24 protein-coding genes and 1 riboswitch are annotated in these 23,380 nt (G+C 56.8%); of the genes, 19 read left to right on the forward strand and 5 right to left on the reverse strand.

The window, feature by feature from the left end:
* Position 1: 1 nt before the first annotated feature.
* Both fabB and fabA read right to left on the reverse strand, forming a co-directional pair.
* Positions 2-1,231 (reverse strand): beta-ketoacyl-ACP synthase I, encoded by a 1,230-nt coding sequence (gene fabB / locus ALB80_RS05750; RefSeq protein ID WP_050603090.1) that lies wholly within the window; start codon positions 1,229-1,231, stop codon positions 2-4.
* Between the two features lie 48 nt (positions 1,232-1,279).
* Complete coding sequence (gene fabA / locus ALB80_RS05755) at positions 1,280-1,789, reverse strand: bifunctional 3-hydroxydecanoyl-ACP dehydratase/trans-2-decenoyl-ACP isomerase (protein ID WP_050603091.1); 510 nt, start codon at positions 1,787-1,789, stop codon at positions 1,280-1,282.
* A gap of 186 nt (positions 1,790-1,975) precedes the next feature.
* Here fabA and irrA point away from each other — a divergent pair, with 186 nt between their 5' ends.
* Entirely contained in the window at positions 1,976-2,392 is a 417-nt protein-coding gene (gene irrA / locus ALB80_RS05760; RefSeq protein WP_050603347.1) for an iron response transcriptional regulator IrrA, read from the forward strand.
* A 4-nt stretch (positions 2,393-2,396) separates the two neighbouring features.
* On the opposite strand, the gene ALB80_RS05765 is transcribed toward irrA, so the two are convergent.
* Positions 2,397-3,293 carry a LysR family transcriptional regulator gene (locus tag ALB80_RS05765; RefSeq protein WP_050603092.1) on the reverse strand — a complete coding sequence of 299 codons (897 nt, stop codon included), beginning with the start codon at positions 3,291-3,293 and terminating at the stop codon, positions 2,397-2,399.
* 84 nt (positions 3,294-3,377) lie between these two features.
* Between ALB80_RS05765 and ALB80_RS05770 the strand changes: the two genes are divergently transcribed.
* A complete protein-coding gene (locus tag ALB80_RS05770; protein WP_050603093.1) occupies positions 3,378-4,175 on the forward strand; it encodes a phytanoyl-CoA dioxygenase family protein in 798 nt (265 codons plus the stop codon).
* Between the two features lie 6 nt (positions 4,176-4,181).
* Here the strand turns inward: ALB80_RS05770 and ALB80_RS05775 are convergent, their stop codons facing one another.
* The gene (locus tag ALB80_RS05775; RefSeq protein WP_050603094.1) at positions 4,182-5,045 is read right to left on the reverse strand and encodes a hypothetical protein; all 864 of its coding nucleotides are present in this window, start codon (positions 5,043-5,045) and stop codon (positions 4,182-4,184) included.
* 122 nt (positions 5,046-5,167) lie between these two features.
* Between ALB80_RS05775 and miaB the strand changes: the two genes are divergently transcribed.
* From miaB to cmk, 11 genes are all read left to right on the forward strand, one after another.
* The gene (miaB, locus tag ALB80_RS05780; RefSeq protein WP_050603095.1) at positions 5,168-6,487 is read left to right on the forward strand and encodes a tRNA (N6-isopentenyl adenosine(37)-C2)-methylthiotransferase MiaB; all 1,320 of its coding nucleotides are present in this window, start codon (positions 5,168-5,170) and stop codon (positions 6,485-6,487) included.
* Positions 6,488-6,659: 172 nt separating this feature from the next.
* Complete coding sequence (locus ALB80_RS05785) at positions 6,660-7,424, forward strand: outer membrane protein (protein ID WP_253276824.1); 765 nt, start codon at positions 6,660-6,662, stop codon at positions 7,422-7,424.
* 124 nt (positions 7,425-7,548) lie between these two features.
* Positions 7,549-8,571, forward strand: coding sequence for a PhoH family protein (locus ALB80_RS05790; RefSeq protein ID WP_050603096.1), 1,023 nt, complete (start codon positions 7,549-7,551; stop codon positions 8,569-8,571).
* Positions 8,572-8,606: 35 nt separating this feature from the next.
* Positions 8,607-9,101: an rRNA maturation RNase YbeY gene (gene ybeY, locus ALB80_RS05795; RefSeq protein ID WP_050603097.1), complete on the forward strand. Its 495-nt coding sequence runs from the start codon at positions 8,607-8,609 to the stop codon at positions 9,099-9,101.
* Between the two features lie 35 nt (positions 9,102-9,136).
* Complete coding sequence (locus ALB80_RS05800) at positions 9,137-10,024, forward strand: hemolysin family protein (RefSeq protein WP_050603098.1); 888 nt, start codon at positions 9,137-9,139, stop codon at positions 10,022-10,024.
* Positions 10,021-11,529 (forward strand): apolipoprotein N-acyltransferase, encoded by a 1,509-nt coding sequence (lnt, locus tag ALB80_RS05805; protein ID WP_050603099.1) that lies wholly within the window; start codon positions 10,021-10,023, stop codon positions 11,527-11,529. The genes ALB80_RS05800 and lnt overlap by 4 nt, the downstream gene beginning before the upstream one ends.
* A gap of 37 nt (positions 11,530-11,566) precedes the next feature.
* Positions 11,567-11,615: riboswitch (SAM-SAH riboswitch) on the forward strand.
* 5 nt (positions 11,616-11,620) lie between these two features.
* Positions 11,621-12,802 carry a methionine adenosyltransferase gene (gene metK, locus ALB80_RS05810; protein ID WP_050603100.1) on the forward strand — a complete coding sequence of 394 codons (1,182 nt, stop codon included), beginning with the start codon at positions 11,621-11,623 and terminating at the stop codon, positions 12,800-12,802.
* 86 nt (positions 12,803-12,888) lie between these two features.
* Complete coding sequence (gene trmB, locus ALB80_RS05815) at positions 12,889-13,614, forward strand: tRNA (guanosine(46)-N7)-methyltransferase TrmB (protein WP_050603101.1); 726 nt, start codon at positions 12,889-12,891, stop codon at positions 13,612-13,614.
* Positions 13,615-13,702: 88 nt separating this feature from the next.
* The gene (locus tag ALB80_RS05820) at positions 13,703-14,776 is read left to right on the forward strand and encodes an amidohydrolase family protein (protein ID WP_050603102.1); all 1,074 of its coding nucleotides are present in this window, start codon (positions 13,703-13,705) and stop codon (positions 14,774-14,776) included.
* 85 nt (positions 14,777-14,861) lie between these two features.
* Entirely contained in the window at positions 14,862-16,208 is a 1,347-nt protein-coding gene (aroA, locus tag ALB80_RS05825; protein WP_050603103.1) for a 3-phosphoshikimate 1-carboxyvinyltransferase, read from the forward strand.
* On the forward strand, positions 16,205-16,822 hold the full coding sequence (gene cmk / locus ALB80_RS05830; RefSeq protein WP_050603104.1) for a (d)CMP kinase: 618 nt from the start codon (positions 16,205-16,207) through the stop codon (positions 16,820-16,822). Before aroA ends, cmk begins: the two co-directional genes overlap by 4 nt.
* Before the next feature lie 23 nt (positions 16,823-16,845).
* On the opposite strand, the gene ALB80_RS05835 is transcribed toward cmk, so the two are convergent.
* A complete protein-coding gene (locus ALB80_RS05835; protein ID WP_050603105.1) occupies positions 16,846-17,322 on the reverse strand; it encodes a YHS domain-containing (seleno)protein in 477 nt (158 codons plus the stop codon).
* 221 nt (positions 17,323-17,543) lie between these two features.
* On the opposite strand from ALB80_RS05835, the gene ALB80_RS05840 reads away from it, so the two are divergent.
* The 6 genes from ALB80_RS05840 to ALB80_RS05865 all read left to right on the forward strand — a co-directional run bounded on the left by ALB80_RS05840 (position 17,544) and on the right by ALB80_RS05865 (position 23,369).
* Positions 17,544-18,080: a hypothetical protein gene (locus tag ALB80_RS05840; RefSeq protein WP_050603106.1), complete on the forward strand. Its 537-nt coding sequence runs from the start codon at positions 17,544-17,546 to the stop codon at positions 18,078-18,080.
* 300 nt (positions 18,081-18,380) lie between these two features.
* Entirely contained in the window at positions 18,381-20,066 is a 1,686-nt protein-coding gene (locus tag ALB80_RS05845) for a tryptophan halogenase family protein (protein ID WP_050603107.1), read from the forward strand.
* A gap of 165 nt (positions 20,067-20,231) precedes the next feature.
* Entirely contained in the window at positions 20,232-20,549 is a 318-nt protein-coding gene (locus tag ALB80_RS22615; RefSeq protein ID WP_256364015.1) for a DUF6525 family protein, read from the forward strand.
* A gap of 230 nt (positions 20,550-20,779) precedes the next feature.
* Entirely contained in the window at positions 20,780-22,456 is a 1,677-nt protein-coding gene (gene rpsA / locus ALB80_RS05855; RefSeq protein ID WP_050603109.1) for a 30S ribosomal protein S1, read from the forward strand.
* Between the two features lie 270 nt (positions 22,457-22,726).
* Positions 22,727-23,011 carry an integration host factor subunit beta gene (gene ihfB / locus ALB80_RS05860; RefSeq protein WP_050603110.1) on the forward strand — a complete coding sequence of 95 codons (285 nt, stop codon included), beginning with the start codon at positions 22,727-22,729 and terminating at the stop codon, positions 23,009-23,011.
* 7 nt (positions 23,012-23,018) lie between these two features.
* On the forward strand, positions 23,019-23,369 hold the full coding sequence (locus ALB80_RS05865; RefSeq protein ID WP_050603349.1) for a lipopolysaccharide assembly protein LapA domain-containing protein: 351 nt from the start codon (positions 23,019-23,021) through the stop codon (positions 23,367-23,369).
* The last annotated feature ends 11 nt before the right edge of the window (positions 23,370-23,380 follow it).

The following is a 23,380-nucleotide window of genomic DNA, read 5'->3' on the forward strand; positions in this document are numbered from 1 at the left end:
TTCACCCGTTATACTTTGACAGAATCATGGACCCGTTGGTGCCACCAAAGCCGAAGCTGTTGGTCATGACACTGTCCAGTCCTGCGTTTTCAACCACTTCGGTTGCAATTTCACCGGGCAGGATGCCTTCGGCAAGCGTGTCGACGTTGATCGACGGTGTAATGAAATCATGGTCCAGCATCAGCAGGCAGAAGATTGCCTCAAGCGCTCCTGCGGCCCCCTGCGCGTGGCCGGTCATCGATTTGGTCGACGAAATCGGCGGTACGCTGCCTTGGCCAAAGATACGGCGCACGGCCTCAACCTCACCCACATCGCCAACCGGAGTCGAGGTGCCATGGGCGTTGATGTAATCCACTTTGCGGCCTTCGGGCAGAGTGTCCAGAGCCAGACGCATCGCACGCTCACCGCCTTCGCCGGACGGGGCCACCATGTCATGGCCGTCCGAAGTTGCCGCGTATCCGGTGACTTCGGCATAGATCTTTGCGCCACGAGCCAGAGCGTGTTCCAGTTCTTCCAGCACAACGATCCCGCCGCCACCGGAAATCACGAAACCGTCACGGTTTTCGTCGAACGCACGCGATGCTTTCTCGGGCGTGTCATTGTATTTCGAGGACATCGCGCCCATGGCGTCGAACAGACAGGACAATGTCCAGTCCAGTTCCTCACCGCCGCCGGCAAACATCACGTCCTGCTTACCGAGCATAATTTGTTCCGCCGCGTTGCCAATGCAGTGCAGTGATGTCGAGCAGGCCGAGGTGATCGAATAGTTGATGCCTTTGATCTTGAACGCTGTCGCCAGATTTGCCGAAATCGTCGAACACATGCATTTTGGCACTGCAAACGGCCCGATCCGCTTTGTTGCGCCAGTTTTCAAAACAGTTTGATGTGCCGAAAGCATGGCGCTGGTCGACGGACCACCCGAGCCAGCGACCAAACCAGTGCGCGGGTTAACAACCTGATCCTCGGTCAGACCGGCGTCGGAAATCGCCTGGCTCATGGCGACATGAGCATAAGCAGCACCGGGACCCATAAAGCGTAGGGTGCGCTTGTCCACATGTTCAGAGACGTCGATCTTGAGCGAACCGGCGATCTGGCTGCGAAAACCGTGTTCGACCATCTGCTCGTTGGCCTCGATCCCGGATTTGCCTGCTTTGAGCGAGGCCAAGACCTCTTCGGCATTGTTCCCGATGGAGGAAACAACCCCCAGACCGGTGACGACGACGCGACGCATAAGCGTACTCCTGTAGTTCGTTTTCAGTGACGTGTCAGAAAGCCGGGGTTAGCTTTCGGACAGTGCAACCTTCATATCCTTGACCTGATAAATCACTTCGCCATCGGCTTCGACCCGGCCATCCGCCACACCCATGGTCAGGCGACGGGTTTGAAGGGCTTTCGTGAAGTCGATGTAGTATGTTAGCATTTTGCGGTCCGGGCGGACCATTCCGGTCAGTTTGACCTCGCCCACACCCAGCGCATAGCCGCGTCCCTGCCAGCCGCGCCAGCCCAGATTGAAGCCGGTCAACTGCCACAGGCCATCCAGACCCAGACAGCCCGGCATGATCGGGTTGCCGGGGAAATGGCAGTCAAAGAACCAAAGGTCAGGTGTAATATCAAACTCGGCCACCACATGGCCTTTGCCATGCGCACCACCATCGCCCGAGATGTCGGTGATCCGGTCCATCATCAGCATCGGCGGGGCGGGCAATTGGGCGTTGCCGGGGCCGAATAATTCGCCGCGGGCGCATTTCAGCAGATCATCTTTGTCAAAACTGCTAGGGAACTGGGCCATTCTGCCGCCTTTCCTGCCGGGGGTCTGTCTATATATCTGGCCTCGTCTATCACCCGTTTGCAAGGTCCTGCAAGAGCGGTGCGCCACATCATCTTGTGTACGTACCCATCTTGCGAATGAAATTCATTTGAAATTGTCGACTATGCGCCCCTATATATAAAAGAAGCAACTATGAGTATCGGATTGATGACACCTCAGAGCCGCGAAATAGCAACGGGTTGGCTGGTGAATGCTGGCTTGCGACCCACGCGCCAGCGTGTGGCGCTGGCCGAGCTTTTGGTGGGCGATGGCCGTCATCGCCATGTTACCGCAGAAAGCCTGTTCGATTCTGCCAAGGCAAACGGGGATGCGGTTTCTCTGGCCACGGTCTATAACACTCTTCGCGCGTTTTGCGAGGCAGGCGTTCTACAAGAAATCACCGTGGATGGCTCGAAAAGCTATTTCGATACCAATACACACGATCACCCCCATTTTTATTGGGAAGACGAAGCCCGTCTGAGTGATGCGCCCTCGGATCAACTGGTCATTCAGCGCCTTCCCGAAGCGCCCGAAGGGGTTGAGATCGCGTCGGTCGATGTTGTCATCCGGTTGCGCAAGAAATAGGTCTTCAATCCTGCTGCAAACCATCCTGTAGAACGCGTTCAGCCAGATCAATTGTTGGGTCGGCCGGGCCTGTACCGTGGCGTGCCAGAACCACAGACTCAGCAGCGTCCGGGTCGGTGATCGGAATACCGACCAAAAGTCGACCGTCATAACTGATCGAACTGGGCGGGCTGGCATAGCTGATACCGATTCCCTCGCCATGGGCTGCAAGACTGCGCTGAATCTCCAGCGATGCTGCCCGGTGCGCGACTGTTGGGCGCAGACCCATGCGCCGAAACAGGCCAAGAATGTGCTGCGCAGAAAGCCCTTCAGTTGACAGGATCAAAGGGTGGATTGCGATATCGGTCAGGGTAACGCCATCCGTTGATGCCAGCGGATGATCCGGCGACATCAACGCTTTTGGTTTGCTGTCGAACAGCTTTGCTCGGGTGAACCCGGCATCCATGGTCAGATCATAAGTGATCGCTATGTCGATCTGGCCGTCGATCATGCTGTTTAGAAGCCCTTCGAAAGACGCGGCGACATAGGAAATTGCAAGATTTGGGAAGGCAATGCGCAAATGATGCAGGGCAGGGGCCAGCAAGAAGGGGGCGAGGTCCGTAAAACACCCCAACCTCAATTGTGTCATCCCCGGTGCGGGAGTCTCAGAGGCTTCGATTCGGGCGGCATCGTTCAGCAAAGCCTCAGCCTGTTCGATAAACCTGCGCCCCTGAGGGGTCAGGGCCATGGCTGCACCCCGGCGACGGGTGAACAACGGATGGCCAAGATGCTCTTCAACACGTGTCAGCGCAGTGGACAGGGCTGGCTGCGACACATTCAGGTGCTGTGCCGCGACCGACAGGCTGCCGTGGCACCCGATCGCGCAGACATACTCATATTGGCGAAGTGAAATATATAACATCAAGTTATTTATTACTTAGAAAGATATGATTTGAACAGAATGCACGCTCAGAGCAAAACCGGGATAAAGCCAAAGGAGATCCGGATGCCTCACCCACTAGTTTCTCAAGCGATGATCGACACCTATCAGCAAGATGGCGTTGTCCTGATCAAAGGGCTGTTCGCGGGGTATGTGGATCAACTGCGCGATGGGGTGGCCGCAAATATGGCTGAACCTGGCCCTTATGCGTCTGAAAACAAAAAGTCTGGCGAAACAGGGCTTTTCTTTGATGACTACTGCAACTGGATCCGCATCCCTCAGTTTCGCGAAGTCATCGAAAAATCGCCCGCGGCCGAGGTTGCGGCCGATCTGATGCAATCGCAAAGCGTTCAGATGTTCCACGATCACGTGCTGGTCAAAGAGCCCGGTACGTCGATGGCCACGCCCTGGCATCAGGACGGGCCGTATTACTTCGTCGAAGGCCAGCAGAACATCAGCTTCTGGTCTCCACTGGACCCGGTGCAGCAGGCGACGCTGCGCTGTGTCGCCGGATCGCATCGGTGGGAGAAAGAGGTTCTGCCGACCCGTTGGGTGTCAGAGGAAGGGTTCTTTCCGGACGAAGGTCAGTACATCCCCGTCCCGGACCCCGATGCCGAGGGCATGAGAGTTGTTGAGTTCGAAATGGAGCCCGGCGACGCTGTGGCGTTCAACTATCGTACGTTGCATGGCGCGCGGGGCAACCAGTCGGACAGCCGCCGCCGCGCATTCTCGCTGCGCCTGGTGGGGGATGACGCGCGTTACGTTGAGCGCCCGGGCCGGACCTCGCCCCCGTTTCCCGGTCACGACATGACACCGGGCCAACGCTTGCGCGAGGACTGGTTCCCGATGCTGTTGCAACGCTGAGGCGTCTCAGAACCACTGACCTGATTCGATCAGACCCAGATCCAGAAGTTGGCGAGACTGCCATTCAAACGGAACTGAGTTCCGCCAGCGAAAGCTGGGGATGTCAAAGGTGGACCCTGCATTTGTCTTTAGGGCTTTTGCTGCCCGAAAAGAGCAAATGGCCGCAGTCATGTTGTGATGCCAGGGGCAGGAATAGGTGTTGTATTCCGGTTCATTGAACGTGTGGTCGGGCCTCAGCACCAACCCTTTTTGCGATTTGAACAGGGCAATCCGGTCGATACGGCGGCGTTCGTAAGGAACGTGTTCTTCGTATCGCCAGCGCAACCCGCCCGAGATATTCACCTGCCGGTCCAAAGGCTGGCCGCTTGGGTCGTGGCGGGTATGGGCATAGTAGTCCGTGCTGTCGAAGAGCGCCTGATCAGGCGCGACTCCGTTGGGATAGGTGCAAAGATCATCGGCATAGAGGTCAATGACATAGCTGAGCATCGCATTGCGCCGCTCTTCGCTGTGAAAGGCCAGCATTTCGCCAACGCTGCGCGTTTCGCTAAATGGGTAAAAAAGGTACTCGGCGTTATAACAATAATACATCCAAAGGCCGGGTGCGGCCTGAATAAACCGGTTTATGGTTTCAAACACCACAGTTCGGGGCGAGCATTTCATTGTGATCCGATGCACGTGATCGGCCAGCTCAGGGTCGAGAGCCAAGTCTTGCGGCATGAACACAAGCACGGATTTGAACCCCAGCTTCAGGTGGTGCCGCACAGTGCTGTCCAGCTCGATTCCGTCTTCGGCAAAAATCAATGCGATGGGACCTTTGGCCAATGCGGTCTGACCCGATTTCAGAAAATGGTTCGGGGATTCGTAATTCATCGTGTGTTTTCGGTTTTGCCTTGCTGGAAAGTCCTGCCAAATTCGGGTAATTGCGCTCGCATTGCAAGCGGCGTTCGAAGCATATAGATGACGCCGGTCCCGCGAATGCAAAGGCCCGATCCATGTCCGAACCGAAGAAGCTGTTTATCAAGACCTATGGCTGTCAGATGAATGTCTATGACAGTGAGCGCATGTCTGAGGCACTGGGCGGGCAGGGCTATGTCGAAACCAAGACGCCCGATGATGCGGATATGATCCTGCTGAACACCTGCCACATTCGTGAAAAGGCTGCGGAAAAGGTCTATTCCGAACTGGGCCGGTTCAAGGGTCTGAAGGCCGAGAATCCTGATCTGAAAATCGGCGTCGCGGGATGTGTCGCGCAGGCTGAAGGTGAAGAGATCATGCGCCGCCAACCGCTGGTCGATCTGGTCGTTGGTCCGCAAAGCTATCATCGTTTGCCCGAGATGGAGGCCAAGACCCGCGCAGGCGAAAAGGCACTGGATACGGATTTTCCCGAAGAGGACAAGTTTGAGAAGTTGAAGAACCGCCCCAAGGCCAAGCGTGGCCCGACGGCGTTTCTGACTGTTCAGGAAGGCTGCGATAAGTTCTGTGCCTTCTGTGTCGTGCCTTACACGCGTGGTGCCGAAGTCAGCCGCCCAGCCGATCGCATTATTCGCGAGGCGCACGATCTGGTCGAGCGCGGGGTGCGCGAGATCACTCTGCTGGGGCAGAATGTGAATGCCTATCACGGTGCAGGCCCGAACGGGGACATGACTTTGGCAGGTCTGATCTGGGAACTGAACAAGGTCGACGGGCTGGAGCGGATTCGCTTTACTACGTCGCACCCCAATGACATGGCTGATGACCTGATCGAGGCACATGGCACTTGCGACAAGCTGATGCCTTATCTGCACTTGCCGGTGCAGTCGGGCTCGGACCGCATTCTCAAGCGAATGAACCGCAGCCACACGGCCGAAAGTTATTTACGCCTGATCGAGCGTATTAGAGCGGCGCGCCCGGATATTGTGATGTCAGGGGATTTCATCGTCGGTTTCCCTGAAGAGACCGATGAGGATTTTCAGGCCACCATGGATCTGGTCGAAGAGGTCAAGTACGGCTACGCCTATTCCTTCAAATATTCTACGCGCCCCGGAACGCCGGCAGCCGAACGGGCTCAGGTCGATCCGGCGGCAGCGGATGAACGTTTGCAGCGGCTTCAGGCCCTGATCACCCGTCACCAAAGGGAAATCCAGGACGGCATGGTGGGCCGCACCGTCCGCGTTCTGTTCGAAAAACCGGGCCGCCAACCCGGGCAGATGGTCGGAAAGTCCGAGTATTTGCATTCGGTTCACGTGAGGGGGGCCGAGATCGCCACTGGAGACCTGAAGAAGATTCGGATTACCGAGTCGGGTGCCAATTCGCTGGCGGGAGAGTTGCTGTAGATCGGCGAATATCCACTGATTTTCCACCATAATTGGTGGATGTTTCTAAAATTTACCCTTGATTTATTGCTTGTAACTATGCTCGGAGAAGAGCCAAGTTTTTCCGGGCGTGATGTTTTGCGTGCAAAAACGGTTTTGGGCCGGTGTTGTGGCCGGAGTTATGGAGGCACGAGTGACGACCCTTACGAACTTCAGACATCCAAGTGTTGTCAAAACACTGCCTGCTGCGTCGCTTGTTATCCTTCTAGCCAGCGCATCGAACGCGGGCGATCTGGAAGGCCCGGTGACCGAGCCTGAGGTGATCAGCCCATCCAGGATCGGTAGTGATGTCCATGCCTTCTATTTGGGATTGGCCGGTGGCTATGGCGCGGGCGGGGATGACCGGTTCGGTCTGACAACGCCCACCGGTTTGTTCGACATTGGGGATCAGGATCTGTCTGGCTCTTATGGCGAGCTGCGCGGTGGCTGGCGTGGCGTCTTGCCCGCCAGAGGCGGGCGCGACTTCGTCTATGGCGTTGAAGTCGGCTATCAATTTGGGTCACTTGAGGACAGCGTTAGCGCTCGGATTTCGGGGGTCGACGTGCAAGGTGGCACAGAAGTGTCTGACGTACTGGCGATCCGATTGCGAAACGGTGTGACAAACCGTAGCGGCAGCATTCTGTATTTTGTCAGTGTCGGATATATTTGGGGCGATATCGAGACGACCAATAGCATCGCGGTGGGCAGTTCGGTGCAGAATTTCTCGGTTACAGACCGGCGCGGCGGGTATTCTGCAAGCATCGGGGCTGAGCATAAACTGACGGATGATTGGTCAATCACTGGTGAATATGAGTACGTTCAGTTCAAATCGCAGACGGTTGAGTTCAGTTCGGGTTTTTCGACGAAGTCGACGCCCAAATACGGTGGCTTGAGATTCGGTCTGAACTACACGTTCTGACGCCGGTACGATCTGCACTTGTGGGCCGTTTTGTCATCCAAGCACTAAATTTTGAAACTGTGGCTTGCGCCCACCGAGTTTTGTTGTCTACGCTCGGGGTGAACAGCCAAGACAGGAGAACGGATTGGCCATCGGTGCCCTGAACCCACCGCAAAATGAAATGCCCCAGCGTGAGGCGTTTGTAGAGTTTCCTGACAACCGATTGTTGATTGACCTGTGTGGTGAATACGACCGCAACTTGGCTGATATCGAAAGCAAGCTTTCGGTCCAGATCGTGCGTCGCGGCAACCAGTTGGTTGTCATGGGGGACGAAGATGCCCAGAACCAGGCCGTAGAGGTGCTGCAGTCGCTCTATACCCGCCTGGAAGGTGGGCGCGAGGTTGAGGCTGCGGATGTGGATCGCGAGCTTCGCATGGGTGTCTCGGAACAAGGAACGGGCAGCCGCGACGGCGATCAGCTTGAGATGTTCAAAGGCGGAACGGTCGAGATCAAAACCCGCAAGAAACTGGTCGAACCGCGCACAGATGCCCAAAAAGCCTATGTGCAGTCGCTCTTCCAGAACGAGCTGGCCTTTGGCATTGGTCCTGCGGGAACGGGGAAAACTTACCTGGCGGTTGCTGTGGGTGTTTCGATGTTCATCGGCGGACATGTGGATCGAATCATCCTGAGCCGTCCTGCGGTCGAAGCGGGTGAAAAGCTGGGCTACTTACCCGGCGACATGAAGGATAAGGTCGATCCGTATATGCAGCCGCTTTATGACGCGCTGAACGATTTCCTGCCGGGCAAGCAACTGGCCAAGCTGATTGAGGAGAAGCGAATCGAAATCGCTCCGCTGGCGTTCATGCGCGGTCGGACGCTGGCCAATGCCTTTGTGGTTCTGGACGAAGCCCAGAATGCGACGACCATGCAGATGAAGATGTTTCTGACCCGTCTGGGGGAGGGTAGTCGTATGGTCATCACCGGCGACAGATCGCAGGTGGACCTGCCGCGCGGGGTGCAGTCCGGGCTGACGGATGCTGAAAGGTTGCTGAAAACGATACCCAATATCAGCTTCAACTATTTCACTTCGAAAGATGTGGTGCGTCACCCGCTTGTCGCAGCCATCATCGAGGCGTATGAAGCCGACTCAGGCCGTGAAACCAGTTGAGAGCATGGCCCATACAGGGGCTGGTCTGCAGTAAGATGAATTTGGAACTCACTGTCGAAGACGACCGTTGGCAGGGTCTTGAGACCCTGTCGCGCAAGGCGATTTCTGCCGTTCTGGCTTTTGCCGAGATCGACCCGGAGTTTTGCGAAGTAAGTGTTTTGGGCTGTGATGATGCACGGATTGCCGAGTTAAACTCAGAATTTCGCGGCAAACCAAGCGCCACCAACGTACTGAGCTGGCCCGCCGAGGATCTGGCCCCCGATTTGCCGGGGCAGGTGCCGAATGCACCGCAACCGGATTTCACTGGTGAAATCCCCTTGGGCGATATCGCGATTTCCTTTGAGACGAGCGCACGTGAGGCCGCCGAGGCAGGTAAAGCCATGGACGATCATGTGATCCATTTGCTTGTTCATGGAACGTTGCATTTGCTGGGGTATGATCACATTCGTGATCCCGATGCCACCTTGATGGAAGGGATTGAGGTCAAGATACTTGGCAAATTGGGTATTGATGACCCATATAGAGTGTGAAGGGGTCTAAGGACCCGATTAATTGGAACAAGGTAATGGGCGACACAGACGGCAGTTCTAGGGCGGCGCAAAGCGCGCAGCCACAGGACAGCAGCAATGAGACAGAAGAGAAAAGCGGGTTCTTTTCTCGAATACTCGATGCGTTTTCGGGTGACGAGACCCAACCGCTACCAACGGCGAACGGGCAGAATGCAGCAATGCCTCAGTCCCGTGGGATGATCAACCTGCGCCGGATGCGCGTTGAAGACGTTGCCATTCCAACTGCTGAAATCATATCGGTCGCTTCGACGATCACCAAAGATGAGCTCGCGGATGTGTTCCGCGAGAGTGGCCTGTCCAGAATCCCGGTTTACGAAGGAACGCTGGATACGCCATTGGGATTCGTCCACCTCAAGGATTTCGCTCTGACCCACGGGTTCAACGGAGGGGGCAGTAGCTTTGATCTGGTCTCGATGCTGCGTACGCTGTTGTTTGTTCCACCGTCGATGCCAATTGGGGTGCTGCTGACCAAAATGCAGACGGAACGGCGCCATATGGCACTGGTGATCGATGAATATGGTGGCGTTGATGGTCTGCTGACTATCGAGGACCTCATCGAACAGGTGGTGGGTGAAATCGCAGACGAACATGATGCAGACGAAGATCAGCTGTGGGTGCAAGAGAAGCCCGGTTGTTACGTCGTGCAAGCCCGGGTCCCGCTTGAGGATTTCGAAGCCGAGATTGGCCGCTCGCTGACCAGCCACAAAGACGTGGATGAAGAGGAAATCGATACTCTGGGTGGGCTGGTGTTCATGTTGTCGGGCCGGGTGCCCGCAAGGGGAGAGGTTGTGATCCACCCCGAAGGGCCTGAGTTCGAAGTGATCGATGCCGATCCGCGACGCATAAAAAGACTGCGCGTTATGTTGCCGGACATCGCTGCATGATCCCAGTCCGGGATTGGCCTCTTGCGCTAAGACTACTGGCGGCTGCCACACTGGGCGGTGCGGGTGCCTTTGGTTTGGCACCTTATGGGTATTGGGCGTTAACGGTCCTGTCTCTGATTCTGATCGTGCCAATTTTTCTGGCCAGCGAAACCCGGGCGCGGGCGGGTTGGATCGGATGGATCTTTGCCACCAGTTACTTTGTCCATGCGCTCAGCTGGCTTATCGAACCGTTTCAGGTGGATGCAGAGCGCCACGCCTGGATGGCGCCGTTTGCGCTGGTGTTTATGGCAGGGGGGCTGGCGCTGTTCTGGGCTGCGGGATTTCGGTTGTCGCGGCATCCTGGTGCTTCGCAAACCCTCCAGGGTATGTGGCTGGTTGTCACTTTGTCGCTGCTCGAGATGGCACGGGGATACATACTGACCGGGTTCCCCTGGGCCGGGGTTTCGCAAGTCTGGGTGAATACGCCAGTGGTACAGTTGTTGTCTTTGGTCGGGCCGTATGGGTTGAACGCACTGACCTTCGCGGCGGCGTTTTCGATCGGGACAGCAATATGTCATGACAGGCCCTTGCGAGGGCTGGTGGTGCCCATGAGCGTTACCGTTGCCCTGGTCTGCCTAGCATTGGTCTATGCAGCTATGCGTCCGCCTGTGCAGGACGGCCCACATACGATTCGCGTGGTTCAGCCAAACGCGCCCCAGCATCAAAAATGGGATCCTGCTTATGCGCCTTTGTTTTTCGCGCGTCAGACCGAATACACTGCGGTATCGCCTCGACCTGACTTGATCGTCTGGCCCGAAACTGCTGTTCCAGCGTGGTTGGGAAGTGCGCAGCCGTTCCTGGCTGCCATTGCAGAAGCGGCTCAGGGGACGCCGGTCATCTTTGGAATTCAACGCGGCGATGGTCCGCAGATATACAACTCAATGGTCTATCTGGACGAAACGGGACAACAGGCGGGGCTGTATGACAAACACCACCTTGCCCCGTTTGGCGAATACATTCCTTTTGGCGACCTGTTGGGGCGCTTCGGCATCCGCGGGCTGGCCGCGACAACCGGGAACGGTTTCAGCGCCGGGCCCGGGCCCGAACTGCTGGATGTAGGAACGCTGGGCCGTGCCTTGCCGCTGATCTGTTACGAAGCGGTGTTTTCGCAGGACCTAAGGGTGGGATCGGGACGCGCTGATTTCCTGTTGCAGATTACAAATGACGCTTGGTTTGGAACCTGGTCCGGACCATACCAACACCTCGTACAAGCCCGGATGCGGGCGATCGAGCAAGGCTTGCCAATGATCCGATCCGCCAATACCGGGGTGTCAGCCATGATCGATCCGCTGGGTCGTGTTACCGCGTCGCTGCCTTTGGATGAGGCTGGTTATGTGGATGCGATCCTACCGCAACCTCAAAAACCGACCTATTATTCACGATCAGGCGACAGTCTTGCGTTGATGGCGCTGTCTGTTCTCGCGCTTCTGTTGGTTTTATATACCCACCGTACCCAACGAGATTAGCGATTGACCACATCTGTTCGCGGGCGTATGCGTCACTGACCTGTCACAACGGCTTCCTGGCGTGACAGAGAAACCCCAATGGAGCACATTTATGTCCCGACAGAACTACACATTTACTTCGGAGTCCGTTTCCGAAGGGCACCCCGACAAGGTCTGTGACCGCATTTCGGACGCCGTCCTTGACGCATTTCTGAATGAAGAACCCGAAGCACGCGTGGCCTGCGAAACCTTTGCCACAACTGACCGCGTCGTTATTGGCGGTGAAGTCGGCCTGTCGGATAAAGACAAGCTGCACGACTATATGGGCCGGATCGAAAAGATTGCCCGTGATTGTATTAAAGACATCGGCTACGAGCAGGACAAGTTTCATCACGAAACGGTTGAGGTGACAAACCTGCTGCACGAACAATCCGCTCACATCGCGCAGGGCGTCGATGCTGCGGACAACAAGGATGAAGGGGCAGGCGACCAGGGCATCATGTTCGGCTACGCCACAACCGAAACCCCTGCGCTTATGCCTGCACCGATCCAGTATTCGCACGCCATCTTGCGGCGTCTGGCCGAAGTGCGCAAAAGCGGTGCCGAACCCGCGCTGGGTCCGGATGCCAAGTCGCAATTGTCCGTCGTGTATCGTGATGGCAAGCCGGTTGGCGTCAGCTCGGTCGTTTTGTCGACGCAGCACCTGGATGAGGCGCTGACATCTGATGACATCCGCGAAATCGTCGAGCCGTATATCCGCGAAACTCTGCCCGAAGGCTGGTTGTCTGCTGATACCGAATGGCACGTGAACCCAACGGGTAAATTTGTGATTGGCGGCCCGGACGGCGACGCAGGTCTTACCGGTCGCAAGATCATCGTGGACACCTATGGTGGCGCGGCCCCGCACGGCGGCGGCGCGTTCTCGGGCAAAGACCCGACCAAGGTTGACCGTTCGGCAGCTTATGCAGCGCGTTATCTGGCCAAGAACGTTGTGGCTGCCGGTATGGCAGAGCGCTGCACGATCCAGCTAAGCTATGCGATTGGCGTTTCCAAACCGCTGTCCATCTATGCAGACACGCATGGAACAGGTCAGATTGCAGATGCAATTATCGAAAAAGCCGTTGGACAGGTCATGGATCTGACCCCGCGCGGCATTCGTGAGCAGCTGCAAATGAACAAGCCCATTTATCAGCGCACCGCAGCTTACGGCCATTTCGGGCGTGAACCCGATGCAGATGGCGGCTTTAGCTGGGAACGTACTGATCTTGTTGACGCGCTGAAAGCCGCAGTCTGATCTGAACAGCAATAAAGCGCGCCCTCTGGGGCGCGCTTTTTCTTTGCACGTGCGGCTCGCACTTGCAACGCTAAGGCGCGCGCAGTATGGCCACCGCCATGAGCACCGAGACCCCACAACGCCCGCGCAGGAATTTTTATGGCCGCTTCAAGGGCAAGACCCTGAAGCCCAGCCAAAAGACCTATCTGAACGAAGATCTGGCAGCGCTGTCGCCTGGCGCAGTGGATTGGGAATCCAACCCCGAACGCAAGTCATTGGACTTGGATGGTCTGTTTGGTGGCAAGCCTGTCTGGCTTGAAGTGGGCTTTGGCGGCGGCGAGCATCTGGTGCATCAGGCGCAAAGCAACCCGGATATCGGCGTCATCGGGGCAGAGCCTTACATCAATGGCGTTGCCATGTTGTTGGGCAAAATCCGGCAGGCGGGCGTCGAAAACCTCGCCGTGCATCCCGGCGATGCGCGCGATTTGTTCGATGTCCTGCCCGAAGCCAGTATCTCACGTGCCTTTCTGCTGTATCCGGACCCATGGCCCAAGACCCGACACCATCGTCGCCGTTTTGTGACACCCGAACACCTGGAGCCATTGGCGAAGGTGTTGAAACCCGGGTCGATCTTTCGGGTTGCCACAGATATTTCCGACTATGTGCGCCAGACGCTAGAAGAAGTTCCGCGCGCGGGCTTTGAATGGTTGGCGGAACGCCCAGCTGACTGGCGTGAACCTTGGGACGATTGGATTTCTACCCGCTATGAACAAAAGGCCCTGCGTGAGGGGCGGGTGCCGCATTATCTGACCTTCCGTAGGACTGAGTCCTGATCTGTTTCAAATTTCTGTAATCCTGGACGCTATGCTAGGCTGTGCTTGATGTAGATAATTTTAGCAAAGCTTTTTGCCTAGGATTGCCATGTCTGATATTCGGATCACGAACTGCCACACGCACCTGTTTCATGCGCGCCATGTGCCAGAGGATTACCCCTATCCGGCGCTCAAGCCATTCAAGAAGATGCCCTGGTTGATCAAGGGCCTTGCATTTGGTGCCCGCCTGATTGGTCAGCATACAGTTGCCGAGAAACTGGACAGGCTCTATCGCTTTCAGCGGGAAACGGATGCGGGCAGCCAGCGTGATATTCTGGACAACCTGAGGCGACACTATCCGAGCGGCACCCGCTTTGTCGTCCTGCCAATGGAGATGTCAGCCTTTGGGTTCGGCGCACCAGCGGTTCCGCTGAGCGCGCAACATGACGAATTGGCGAAGCTGTCCGGCGACCCCGAGGTCGGCCGCTCTGTGATACCCTTTGCAACGATTGACCCGCGGGCTGACCCTCAGGCGAAAGAACTCTGGCGTGCCATTGATGGCCTGAAGTTTCGCGGTCTGAAGCTCTATCCGCGGTTGGGGTTTGCGCCGGACGATCCGGTTCTGATGCAGCATGTTTATCCGCGGCTAGAGGAACTGAACTTGCCGGTGATGTCCCACTGTTCACGCGGTGGCGTTCAAGGGCGCTATCTTTCGGACTATTGGGCTGACCGCTATACCGAGCCAGAGGCGTTTGTTCCCGTAATGCGCGCGCATCCCAAGCTTCGCATTTGCCTGGCGCATTTCGGCGGTCAGCGGGACTGGGATGCCTATGTAAATCCGGATCGCAAGAACCCGCTGGACGACGCATTCAACCGGAATTGGCAGGTGGCAATCCGGCACATGATTGGCAGCAGAAACTATCCGGGTCTTTGGACTGACATCTCTTACACACTGTTCCAGTTCGAGGACTACGCCCCCTTCCTGCGCATTTTTCTGACCGGTGAGGATGAAGAAAGTGAGCGTCTCAGGTCCCGCGTCCTATTTGGATCGGATTACTACATGACCCGGCAGGAAACGCTGTCAGAGAGAGCGGTCTGTTTCCGGTTGCGGAACATCTTGGGCGAGGAAATTTTCCGGCAGATCGCCGAAGAAAATCCGGCGAAATGGCTGGGAGAGGTCTGAGAGACAGCTTCGCACTCATTGTCGCTGGACCAACCCGCTCCAATTCGCTAATTCGCCTTGAGCTGATAGCGCAAAAGGAGCCCCCATGTCTGGACACGGCACGCCCATCCCCATGACCTCGCATCCCTGCAGCCCGCTGACCGGCACGGCCGAAGTGCCCGGTGACAAGTCAATCTCGCACCGGTCGCTGATACTTGGCGCCATGGCTGTGGGTGAGACCAAGATCTCGGGCCTGCTGGAGGGCGAAGACGTTTTGGATACCGCCAAGGCGATGCGGGCCTTTGGGGCAGAGGTCACGGACCACGGTGGCGGGGAATGGACCGTGCATGGCGTGGGCGTTGGTGGATTTGCCGAACCGGATCAGGTGATCGACTGTGGTAACTCAGGTACTGGCGTGCGCCTGATCATGGGCGCGATGGCAACCTCTCCGATCTCGGCGACCTTCACCGGCGACGCCAGCCTGAACAAACGTCCGATGGCGCGGGTGACTGACCCTCTGGCCCTGTTCGGCACGCAATCGGTTGGTCGGTCCGGTGGACGTCTGCCGATGACCATCGTTGGTGCAGCGGACCCAGTACCGGTGCGATACGCAGTGCCGGTACCCTCGGCGCAGGTAAAGTCCGCCGTGTTGCTGGCGGGATTGAATGCCCCCGGCAAAACAGTTGTGATCGAGAAGGAAGCAACCCGCGACCACTCTGAGCGGATGCTGGTCGGGTTCGGCGCTGAGATCACGGTGGAAGACACCGATGAAGGCCGTGTCATCACTCTGACAGGTCGCCCCGAGTTGAAGCCACAGGTCATCGCCGTACCGCGCGACCCGTCAAGCGCTGCTTTCCCGGTTTGTGCTGCGCTGATCACTCCGGGGTCAGATGTGCTGGTGCCTGGCATCGGGCTGAACCCGACCCGTGCTGGCCTTTTCACCACATTGCGCGAGATGGGTGCAGACCTGACCTATGAGAATGAGCGCGAAGAAGGCGGCGAACCTGTTGCCGATCTGCGCGCAAAGTACTCGCCGAACATGAAGGGGATCACCGTACCGCCAGAGCGTGCGGCCTCGATGATCGATGAATACCCTGTTCTGTCCGTGGTTGCGGCAAACGCCACTGGCACCATGATGATGGGCGGTGTAAAAGAGCTGCGGGTGAAGGAAAGCGACCGGATCGACGCCATGGCACGCGGTCTACGCGCAAACGGAGTGACGGTAAACGAGGGTGAGGATTGGTGGTCGGTCGAAGGTCTGGGCATTGGCAACATTCCAGGTGGCGGCACCTGCGAAAGCTTTCTGGACCACCGCATTGCCATGTCGTTCATGGTGATGGGCATGGGCGCGCAGAAGCCGGTAAGCGTAGATGATGGTGGCCCGATTGCCACGTCTTTCCCGATTTTTGAACCGTTAATGGCGTCGCTGGGTGCAAAGGTTGAGCGCACGTGAGCTTCACGGTCGCGATTGACGGGCCTGCGGCTGCGGGTAAAGGCACGATTTCGAAAGCCGTTGCGGCGCATTTTGGGTTTGCACATCTGGACACTGGGCTGCTCTACCGTGCGGTAGGTCGGCGTGTCTTGACGGGGGTCGATCCGGTGGAAGCGGCAAAGGCTTTGACCGCCGAGGAATTGGAGCAAGGCGATCTGCGCACCGCCGATATCGCTCAGGCGGCGTCTAAAGTGGCAGTCATTCCCGAGGTCCGCGCCGCGTTGGTGGATTTTCAACGCGCCTTTGCACGCAGGGCAGGCGGGGCGGTACTGGACGGGCGCGACATCGGGACGGTGATCTGTCCAAATGCCGAGATAAAGCTTTTTGTAACGGCCAGTGCCGAAGTGCGTGCTGAACGGCGGTATCTTGAGCTTAGCGCCAAAGGTGCTGATGTGACGCGCGATCAGGTTCTGGCAGATGTCAAAGAACGCGACGCGCGCGATGCTGAGCGTAGCACCGCTCCGATGAAAGCTGCCGATGATGCGGTTCAGTTGGACACGACCGACCTGAGCATCGAGGCCGCATTGGCAAAAGCGCTAGGCGCCATCAATGCAAAATTGCCCGCGACGCGCTAACGCTGCGGGCAAAGGGTTGGCTCTTACAGCTCGCCCACGGCGACGCTTTTGATGTTTGCCCACTGGTCGTCGGCCGTTTTTGCGGTGCTGACGACGTCCTTCAGAAAGGCCGCGCGGGTTTCAGCGTTCAGGAACAGGTACAGCTTGCCGTCTGCAACCAGATACTGATCGGGATCACCGTCAAACTTTTTGCCGACTGACACGCCGAACGAGCAGAACCCGCCATGCTGCGGCAAGTAAGCCACCGGGTTTGCTTCGAACGCTTCCAGGTTGGCGGCCGTGGTGAAATAGTAGGATGCACCGTTATAGGTCGCAGAGTGAGTGGCAAAACCCTCGACCGGGTTCCCATCGTTGACCAGTGCAACCAGATCGACACCGTGTGCGGCCAGCGGCGCGCCTGCGGCCGAGATGCCGTTGGATACGTTTATTTCGTCAGCGGCAAAGGCCGGGGTGGACAAGGCGATTGCGGTTGCCAAGGCGGTGAAGAGGATATGTTTCATTACACGTTTCCTTTTTTTGATTCTGCGTTCAAATCGGCTGGGTCAGTGGCCGATGAAACATAGTTAGTCGGTCAATTGCGGACGTGTAATCGCAGATAGGCCGCCAGATATTGCAGATCGTACAAGTCTTTGAATGACGGGAGGAGTGCGTTCACTAAGCTTTGTTTGGTTTGTGTGAATTCCAGTGCGTATGGTGAAGATGTGCCTGCAGGAGTGACCTCATGATCCGACTAGCTTTTATCCTGATCTTCGCCGCCGGGCGTCTTGTCGCGCAGGAGGGCGAAGCTGAAACCCCGAACATTGAGCCACCGATGACCTATGAGCGGTTGGGCAACATCCTGTTTGCTCTGGACCCCGAAGCGCAACCATTCGGCCCCGGATTCCAGATGACTGTGGCGGATGTTCAGGTTTTGGTGATTACCGACATCAATGCCGACCGCATGCGCGCGATGGTCTCGATCCGTAGTGCCGAGACACTGTCGCAAGAAGAATTGGTCCGGATGATGCAGGCCAATTTCGACAGCACACTGGACGCACGTTACGCGATCGCAAATGGCACATTGTGGGCTGCCTTCATTCACCCCTTGTCGTTGTTGGAAAAGGAACAGTTGATATCGGGGCTGGCCCAGACCGTGAACATCGCAAAGACGTTTGGAACGCTGTACTCGGGTGGCGCCGCCGAATTCGGAGGGGGCGACAGCACGGATCTGCAACGCGCTCTGATCGAAGAGCTTCTGAAGAAGGGCGAAGAAATCTGACCCGCGCTTTGAACCTGTGCAGTTCCTGAGACCCGAGTTTCTCTCATAAGCCGCCGCGGTAAAGGTGAAACATCGACATCGAGCATTTCGCCGGGTTTTGTGTCTCGGGAGAAAAGCGTGCTTTTTTGACCTGCGAAAGTGGACGGGCTGAAATGCGTACGCAAGTGGCATCATAAGCCCTAGATGGACGCGGGAAAGCTGTTATAGTTTCCTTCAAGCAAAAAGGGAATGCTGCAAAGAAACCCCCAATAAAGGGGGAGGCAGCTATGAAATCCCCCAAGCCAACAGGGACAAAACCACATGAATAATCGTTTGAATGAGATCACCATCGTCGGCGGCGGTACGGCAGGTTGGATGACCGCGCTGATCCTGGACATGGTGTTTGCCCGCACGTCCTCGCAGAAGGATCGCCCGCGCATCTGTCTTATCGAAAGCCCCAATATCTCGACCGTCGGGGTGGGCGAGGCCACGGTGCCACGCATGCCGGTCACGCTGCGCCAAGCAGGCATTACAGAGCGGGATTTTTTCCGCGAGACCAACGCATCGTTCAAACTGGGCGTTAAGTTCTGCAATTGGAACAAGGACCAAAAGGGCAATCTTATCGACTATGTGAATCCCTTTGCCCACGGTCAGATGTTGGAGGGTTTGGATGCCGCCGAGTATTTCCTGCGTTTCGGCAACGGGGATCGGGACTTTACCCAATCAATCTCGCCGCATGATGATCTGGGGCGGCTGTGCAAAGGCGCGCGTCAATTAGGTCAGCCCGAATTTGAACAGCGGTTTGGCTACGCTTACCATCTGGATGCAGTGAAATTTGCAGGGATGCTTACCAAGGTCTGCACAGAGCGGGGTGTTGAACATATCCGGGATGAAGTGCAATCGGTTGAACTGGACGAACAGGGCAACGTCAGTCACCTAATGCTGGAGCGCAGGGGCCGCCACGACATCGAGATGGTTGTCGACTGCACTGGGTTCCGCGGGTTGATCATCAACAAGGCGCTTGGCGAGCCGTTTCTGGATTATTCGGATTACCTGCCCAACGATCGCGCCATGGCGTTGCAGATCGAGCATCCCAACCCGAAGAAGATTGAGAGCCTGACACGGTCCACCGCACTTGGCGCAGGCTGGACATGGCGGGTGCCGCTCTACAACCGTGTGGGGACGGGGTATGTGTTCTCATCGGCGCATCGAACCGATGATCAGGCCGCGGATGAGTACCTCGAATGGCTGGGGGACAGCGGTAAGGGTTTGACGCCGCGCATCATTCCGATGCGCGTTGGACGTGTGCGCAATGCCTGGGTCAAGAACTGTGTCGCCATCGGTCTGTCCGGCGGATTCATTGAGCCGCTTGAGAGTACCGCGATCCATATGATTGATCATGCGGTGCGCTGGTTCGCCGAGCATTTGCCAACCCGCGAAATCGAACCTTCGCTGCGGACAAGATACAACCGGCAGATGGACAAGCTTTATAACGAAGTGCTGGAATTCATCTGCCTGCATTATCGCTTGGGCAATCGTACGGATGATCAATATTGGATCGACGCGCGGACACAGATGAAGGTGCCGGACCGGTTGGCCGAGAATCTGGAGCTATGGCAGCACCGCCTGCCGATGGATCACGATGTCGAGTTTGCCACACTGTTTGACCATCGCGTGTATCAGACGGTTCTTTTGGGCAAGCAAGTCTATAATACTGGCTATGGGCCAGGCATCCGGGATCGTGTGCGACCGTTGAAGAAGGTGATCTGGTATCAGGGTATGCAGCGCGCGAAAGAGGATCTTGCACAAATCGTCAGATCAATGCCGGATCACAAAACACTGTTGCGCGATATCCGCGGAGAGCTGGAGCGTCCGTCCTTTGGTAAGGGGAAGGTTGCGCAGCCAACTGTTGCGATGCCGGGCACCGCACCAGCGCCTGTTAGGATCCAGAACATGCCAAACTTTGCCGAAATTCAAAGCGGTGCGAAGGATTTGCAGTTGTTTTAAGGAGTCTTTGCGCTCGGCGCGTGGAGTATTTTCAAAAAAAATGAAGGGCGGGGCGAAAACCCCGCCTTTTGTTTGTTTCCCGTGGGCTTTACGAGTATTGGAACAGGTTCTTGTGCGCCCTTAAATTGTAATGTAATCACATTTTGAACTTAGGGAGTGTGCGCGGTGCAAAGACAGGCAGACCAAGGCCGTAGGTACGGCAAAAACCTTCGAACGGGCCTTAAACGTCGGAGGCGGCAGTTGCCGCCAATGAAAATGTACGACTCTTTACCGCCGCGGTTGCGGCAGTGGCTTGCCTCGGCGAGGTTACCGTGGTGCCCTGCTTCGGCTCGGAAAATCTGGAACAGGGCCGGCGGCGCGCGCAACCCAACCGCAGCCGTGATGCGTTTGAATGAAATCGAGCGGGCGATGCTACGGCGCGATGCCGGTGTTTGGAGCGCCAAAAGCTGGACTGAGCACTCGCAAAGACCTGCCGAACCTTGAAAACATGGGCTTTGCCCTTGCACATACCGGGGAATCCGCCTATACGCGCGCTGTCGATACAAGGGCGGTCAACGTCCGGATGACGTTTCTGAGCAGGGCCGGGTTACCTCGGCCCTTTGTGTTTGTTTGCTCAGGGGCGCACCGGATCACGCTTGAAGACATCATGAAACAAGACCGGCGGAGACAACCGCTCGGCCAGTAAAAACGTATGTAAAGGAAAACACTGCCAGATGGCTGATACAACCATGGAGGAATTCGAAGCCCTCCTGAACGAAAGCTTCGAAATGGACACGCCCGAAGAGGGTTCTGTTGTCAAAGGCAAGGTTCTGGCGATCGAAGCCGGCCAAGCCATCATCGACGTCGGCTACAAAATGGAAGGCCGCGTTGATCTGAAAGAATTCGCAAATCCCGGCGAAGCCCCTGAAATCGCTGTAGGTGACGAGGTCGAAGTTTACCTGCGTGCTGCAGAAAACGCCCGTGGCGAAGCCGTCATCTCACGCGAGATGGCCCGCCGTGAAGAGGCATGGGACCGTCTGGAAAAAGCATATGCCGACGACCAGCGCGTCGAAGGTGCAATCTTTGGTCGCGTCAAAGGTGGCTTCACCGTCGATCTGGGTGGCGCAGTTGCGTTCCTGCCCGGCTCGCAGGTTGACGTTCGCCCCGTGCGCGACGCTGGCCCGCTGATGGGTCTGAAGCAGCCGTTCCAGATTCTGAAAATGGACCGCCGCCGTGGCAACATCGTTGTGTCGCGTCGCGCTATCCTAGAAGAATCGCGTGCCGAACAGCGCGCCGAAGTTATCGGCAACCTGTCCGAAGGTCAGACCGTCGAGGGTGTCGTCAAGAACATCACCGAATACGGCGCATTTGTTGACCTGGGCGGTGTTGATGGCCTGCTGCACGTCACCGACATGGCATGGCGTCGGGTCAACCACCCGTCCGAGATCCTGACGATCGGCGAAACCATCAAGGTTCAGGTCATCAAGATCAACAAGGAAACCCACCGCATCAGCCTGGGCATGAAGCAGTTGCAGGAAGATCCGTGGGATCTGGTTGCTGCCAAGTACCCGCTGGGCTCGGTTCATCAGGGTCGCGTTACCAACATCACCGACTACGGCGCGTTCGTCGAGCTGGAAGCCGGTGTCGAAGGTCTGGTGCACGTATCCGAGATGTCCTGGACCAAGAAAAACGTCCACCCCGGCAAGATCGTTTCGACCAGCCAAGAAGTCGACGTCATGGTTCTTGAAATCGACGGCGCCAAGCGTCGCGTGTCTCTGGGCCTGAAGCAGACTCAGCGCAACCCGTGGGAAGTGTTTGCAGAAACACACCCCGAGGGCACCGAGGTCGAAGGCGAAGTCAAGAACATCACCGAATTCGGTCTGTTCATCGGCCTCGAAGGCGACATCGACGGCATGGTTCACCTGTCCGACCTGTCCTGGGACGAGCGTGGCGAAGATGCGATCCAGAACTACCGCAAAGGCGACGTCGTTCAGGCGGTTGTCTCGGAAGTGGATGTCGAGAAAGAGCGTATCTCGCTTTCGATCAAAGCCCTGGGCGGTGACAAGTTCGCCGAAGCCGTGGGCGGCGTGAAACGTGGCTCGGTTATCACCGTCGAGGTGACCGCGATCGAAGATGGCGGCATCGAGGTCGAGTACGAAGGCATGAAGTCGTTCATCCGTCGTTCCGACCTGTCGCGTGACCGTGCCGAACAGCGCCCCGAGCGTTTCTCGACCGGTGACAAGGTCGACGTCCGCGTCACCAACGTCGACAGCAAGACCCGCCGTCTGGGCCTGTCGATCAAGGCCCGCGAGATCGCCGAAGAGAAAGAGGCCGTGGAACAGTACGGTTCTTCCGACTCGGGCGCGTCGCTGGGCGACATTCTGGGTGCAGCGCTGAAGTCTGGCGACTAAGCCCGAGGCGCATCTCAGACAAGCTTTTCGGCCTCGCGCATCAGCGCGGGGCCGTTTTTGTTGCGAATCAATATGTTCCAAACCGCTGGCTTATTTGGGATATTGTTCGCGCTTTAATTGCGATAATTCCTCTGTCCGACAAAAATTCTTGTGAGAATGTGGCAAAATAGGGCCTCAGCGCGCAGAGTATCCGTTCCCCCGTTCCGGATTTTTTCCTATACTGTCAAATCAGTAGACCTGACACACCGGCTGCCTGGGAGGGTATCACGCATGATCCGTTCAGAACTGATTCAGAAAATCGCTGACGAAAACCCGCATCTCTATCAGCGTGATGTCGAGCGGATTGTGAATACCGTCTTCGAGGAAGTCACCGATGCAATGGCCCGCGGCGACCGTGTTGAACTGCGTGGCTTCGGTGCATTTTCCGTGAAGAAACGGGATGCGCGCGTTGGGCGCAATCCAAGGACGGGTGAAACTGTTCAGGTCGAGGAAAAATGTGTACCGTTTTTCAAAACTGGTAAGTTGCTAAGGGACCGATTGAACGGTAAAGCCTGACCTTATGATGCGCTATATTCGATACGCTTTTCTCGGGGCTCTTGGGGTTATCCTGATTTCGATATCTCTGGCCAATGTTGAATCGGTTGAACTCAAGTTGATGCCAGATCCACTGGCTGAGCTGCTGGGCTTTAACCTAAGCACGTCCTTTCCGTTGTTTCTGGTGGTTTTAGGCGGTGTTGTGGCTGGTCTGGTCATCGGGTTCCTGTGGGAATGGATGCGTGAACATAAACATCGCCGTGACGCAACCGCGAAGAAAAGCGAAGTGCGCAAGCTTGAGCGAGAGGTCAAGAAGCTCAAGAAAAAGCAAAACGAGGGCAAAGATGACGTTCTGGCCCTTCTGGATGAGGCAAGCTGAGCCCTAGTCCC

The sequence above is a fragment of the Ruegeria sp. 6PALISEP08 genome, assembly GCF_001238295.1.
GTDB lineage: Bacteria > Pseudomonadota > Alphaproteobacteria > Rhodobacterales > Rhodobacteraceae > Ruegeria.